General features: G+C 69.6%; 4 protein-coding genes. 3 read left to right on the forward strand and 1 reads right to left on the reverse strand.

The features are described 5' to 3' along the window. A partial coding sequence (locus ACY45C_RS00380) for a DNA-directed RNA polymerase subunit beta' (RefSeq protein ID WP_462185684.1) occupies positions 1-1602 on the forward strand: 1602 nt, incomplete at its 5' end. A 309-nt stretch (positions 1603-1911) separates the two neighbouring features. After that, the gene (locus tag ACY45C_RS00385; protein ID WP_462185742.1) at positions 1912-2757 is read left to right on the forward strand and encodes an RluA family pseudouridine synthase; all 846 of its coding nucleotides are present in this window, start codon (positions 1912-1914) and stop codon (positions 2755-2757) included. On the opposite strand, the gene mug is transcribed toward ACY45C_RS00385, so the two are convergent. Continuing rightward, positions 2734-3321: a G/U mismatch-specific DNA glycosylase gene (mug, locus tag ACY45C_RS00390; RefSeq protein WP_462185685.1), complete on the reverse strand. Its 588-nt coding sequence runs from the start codon at positions 3319-3321 to the stop codon at positions 2734-2736. The two genes, ACY45C_RS00385 and mug, sit on opposite strands and share 24 nt — an antisense overlap. 553 nt (positions 3322-3874) lie before the next feature. Here mug and rpsL point away from each other — a divergent pair. Then, positions 3875-4089, forward strand: a 215-nt coding sequence (gene rpsL, locus ACY45C_RS00395; protein WP_462185744.1) for a 30S ribosomal protein S12, incomplete at its 3' end; no start/stop codon positions are given.

A 4089-nucleotide genomic window follows, 5' to 3' on the forward strand; every position in this document is an offset into this window, starting at 1 on the left:
ATCTGGACCGAGGCGACCAACAAGATCGCCGAGGCGATGGAGGAGAACTTCCCGGCGACCAACCCGGTCTACGTGCTGGTCAACTCCGGAGCCGCTGGAAACATGATGCAGATCCGGCAGCTCGCCGGCATGCGTGGCCTGGTCTCCAACCCGAAGGGTGAGATCATCCCGCGGCCGATCAAGGCGAACTTCCGCGAGGGTCTGACCGTGCTGGAGTACTTCATCTCCACCCACGGTGCCCGTAAGGGACTCGCTGACACCGCCCTGCGCACCGCGGACTCGGGGTACCTGACTCGGCGGCTCGTCGACGTCAGCCAGGACGTCATCGTCCGCGAGGAGGACTGCGGCACCGAGCGCGGCATCCTCACCCGGATCGCCCGCAAGGGCGCCGACGGGGTGCTGGTCCGGGACCGGTACGCCGAGACCTCGGCGTACGCGCGGACGCTGGCTTCCGACGCGATCGACGCGAACGGCGAGGTCATCGTGCCCGCCGGCACCGACGCCGGGGACGTCGCGATCAGCCAGATCATCGAGGCCGGCATCGAGCAGGTGCGGGTCCGCTCGGCGCTGACCTGCGAGTCCCGGATGGGAGTGTGCGCCCAGTGCTACGGGCGCTCGCTCGCCACCGGCAAGCTGGTCGACGTCGGTGAGGCCGTCGGCATCGTCGCCGCGCAGTCCATCGGTGAGCCCGGCACCCAGCTGACGATGCGTACCTTCCACAGCGGTGGCGTCGCCGGCGACGACATCACCCAGGGCCTGCCGCGTGTCGTCGAGCTGTTCGAGGCGCGCAGCCCGAAGGGCAAGGCCCCCATCACCGAGGTCTCCGGCCGGGTGAAGATCGAGGAGACCGAGAAGACCTTCAAGGTCGTGGTGGTGCCGGACGACGGCAGCGACGAGATCGCCTACCCGGTCTCGCGGCGTTCGCGCCTGCGGGTCCGCGAGGGCGACCACATCGAGGTCGGCAGCCAGATCGTCGACGGTGCCGTCGACCCGCACGAGGTGTTGCGCATCCTCGGGCCGCGCCAGGTCCAGCTCCACCTGGTGGACCAGGTCCAGGAGGTCTACCGGTCGCAGGGTGTGTCGATCCACGACAAGCACATCGAGATCATCATCCGCCAGATGCTCAAGCGGGTGAACGTTCTCGAGTCGGGTGACACCACCCTGCTGCCCGGTGAGCTCTGCGAGCGGGCCCGGTTCGAGGCGGAGAACCGTCGGGTGGTGGAAGCCAGTGGCCAGCCGGCCTCGGCCCGCCCGGTCCTCATGGGGATCACCAAGGCGTCGCTGGCGACCGAGTCGTGGCTGTCGGCCGCATCCTTCCAGGAGACGACCCGGGTGCTCACCGACGCGGCGATCAACGCCCGGTCGGACTCGCTCGTCGGCCTGAAGGAGAACGTCATTATCGGAAAGCTCATCCCGGCCGGCACCGGGATCTCCCGGTACCGCAACATCCGGGTCGAGCCGACCGAGGAGGCACGTGCGGCGATGTACTCCGTCGGTGCCTACGAGGACGGCGGCGTCGATTACGGCGCGTTCGGCACGGGCTCCGGCCAGGCGGTCCCGCTGGACGAGTTCGACTACCGCAGCTCGGGAGACTTCCGCTGAGCAGGTCGCGAGGCTGACCGAGCGGAGCTGACCAGAGCCCGACCGAAGCCAGATCGATCAGGACCGGCCCGGCGCCCTCACCAGGGTGCCGGGCCGGTTGCGCGTCCAGGTCCGGAGCCCGCTGGTGGGACGGCGCGCAGAGGCGGAAATCGGTAGGATAGGGGCAGGCACCTGCGGTGGCGGTGGAAGGTAGCGGCGGTGTGATTCTGACCGGCGACCACGACGACCTGAGTCGGTTGGCCGCGCCTTATCGGACAGTGGCCATCGAATCGCTCCCCGGCAGTTGACGTGACCGGGGCTGGCCGTTTTATGACCGGGTGGACCGAGATTCGCCGGGAGCGAATGATCTACGAGGATGAGGCCATTCTCGTGCTAGACAAACCCGTCGGCATCTCGGTTATGGGAGAGCGGCACGACACCGATCTCGTCACCCTCGCCGGGGATGACGGCGAGGAGCTGTTCCCGGTGCACCGCATCGACAAGGTCACCTCGGGCCTGGTGCTCTTCGCCCGGCAGTTGCGGTTCCACGGTGATCTCACCCGGCAGTTCCAGCGCCGCACGGTGGACAAGCGATACCTCGTCCTGACCCGGACCCGTGGACTGCCCGCCTCGGGGACCATTGATCTGCCGCTGAGCGTGGGGCGCAAGAGTCGGGTCCGGGTGGCGGCGAACCGGGCCGACATCATGGCCGGCCTGGCGGAGATGGCCCCCTTGGCGGAGGTTCCCCGGGCAGGGCTTGCCCCGACCGGCGCGGGCGTCGGACGCTGGACGATTCCGCCCGCCGCGGTGTTCTCCCACGTCCGGACATACCCGTCCGTCACGACCTTCATCCGGGTATGGGAGGGCGGTGAGTACACCCTGCTCGCAGTCACGCCGGTCAGCGGGCGGCGCCACCAGATCCGGGTGCATCTGGCCTGGATCGGGCACCCGATCGAGGGCGATCCGCTGTTCGGCCGGGGTGCCACCGCCCGCACCCTGCTGCACTCGTGGCGGCTCGCCTTCGATGCGGCCTGGGCCGGCGGCTCCCGCATCGAGGTCGAGGCGCCCCCCGGAGCCGACTTCTGGGCCCCGGTACGCGCGCATCTGCCGGCCGGCCCGGCGGCGGCCCTCCTCGGGAACGTGGCGGGTGGGTCAGGAATAGGCGGTTTCGCGTAGCTCGCCGTAGACTCGGACCAGGTCGGGCAGCTGATAGTGCGCGTTCAGGCCGCTCGGATTGGGCAGGAGCCAGATGCCGGCGGGTCCCAGGGTCTCCGCCTGGCGGCCGACCTTCGCGCTGCGGCGCCCGAACCCGATCCGGTAGGCGGCCAGGCCGAGGAAGGCCACCCACCGGGGCGAGACCCGTTCGACGAGTTCGGTGAGCCGGGGCACGCCGGCGCGGACCTCGTCATCGCTGATCTCGTCGGCGCGCGCGGTGGAGCGGTGGACGAGATTGGTGATGCTGATGCCCCGGCGGGCCAGTTCGTCGGTCTCGCTGGGATGCAGCCGGCGTGGGGTGAAGCCGGCGAGGTGCAGCACCGGCCACAGCCGGTTGCTCGGCGTGCCGAAGTGAAAGCCGGTGGCCCCGGACTCGAGGGACGGATTGATCCCGCAGAGCAGCACGACGGTGGCCGGGGCGACCAGGTCCGGGACGGTGGTCCCGTAGGCCGCGAGCAGCTCGTCCCGGCTCGGCCGGCGTCGGGCGGGGGCGGCCGCGAATCGCGCGCCGGCTGCGTCAGACATGTCCTCGCGGGCCTCCGATGCCGGTATCGTGCTGTCCCGTACAGCGTGCCAGTAGGTGCAGCGTGCCAGTACGTGGGGCCGTGCTGCTGCCCGCCTGTGCCGCTCGTCGAGTGCATGCGCTTGTCGAGTGCCATAGTGCGCGCGGGGTCTGCGGGGGATTTCGCCGGACACCCCCGTTCGACACCTGACGCGGGCGTGGAGTACTGTTGAGCCCTGTGGTCGGAGTCCACGTGGCTCCGGCGTGCGTCCTGCACTTCGATGTGGCGCCGTGGTGCTCGCTAGGTTGACGTAAAGTCACTATTCGGGTATCCGTCGGCGACTGTCGAGCTCGATTCCGCGAAGCGGACGGGCGGGCTGGCGTGCCCCTCACCGGAACTGGATTACCGCATCGAGGTTCCGGTCGAATGGCGCGACACGCCCGACCGCGTGGGTCGGAGAAGCCGCTCGAGGACACTCCGGTGGGTCGGGTGCGGACCACAGCAGCAGGGAGGCCGGCGTACCGGTCTGGTTGCCCAAGGCAGTACGACGAGGCGTGACAGGAACGGGAGCGGCGTTGCCCACGATCCAGCAGCTGGTCCGCAAGGGCCGGCAGGACAAGGTCGAGAAGACCAAGACCCCGGCACTCAAGGGAAGCCCTCAGCGTCGTGGTGTGTGCACCCGCGTCTACACGACCACCCCGAAGAAGCCGAACTCGGCCCTGCGCAAGGTGGCCCGGGTCCGGTTGAACAGCGGGATCGAAGTCACCGCCTACATCCCCGGGGTCGGCCA

Source organism: Frankia sp. CcWB2, assembly GCF_977927585.1.

Excerpts from the sequence above, each read along its gene's own strand:
- ACY45C_RS00385 (WP_462185742.1), top strand. The coding sequence starts at position 1,912 with ATGACCGGGTGGACCGAGATTCGCCGGGAGCGAATGATCTACGAGGAT.
- mug (WP_462185685.1), bottom strand. The coding sequence starts at position 3,321 with ATGTCTGACGCAGCCGGCGCGCGATTCGCGGCCGCCCCCGCCCGACGC.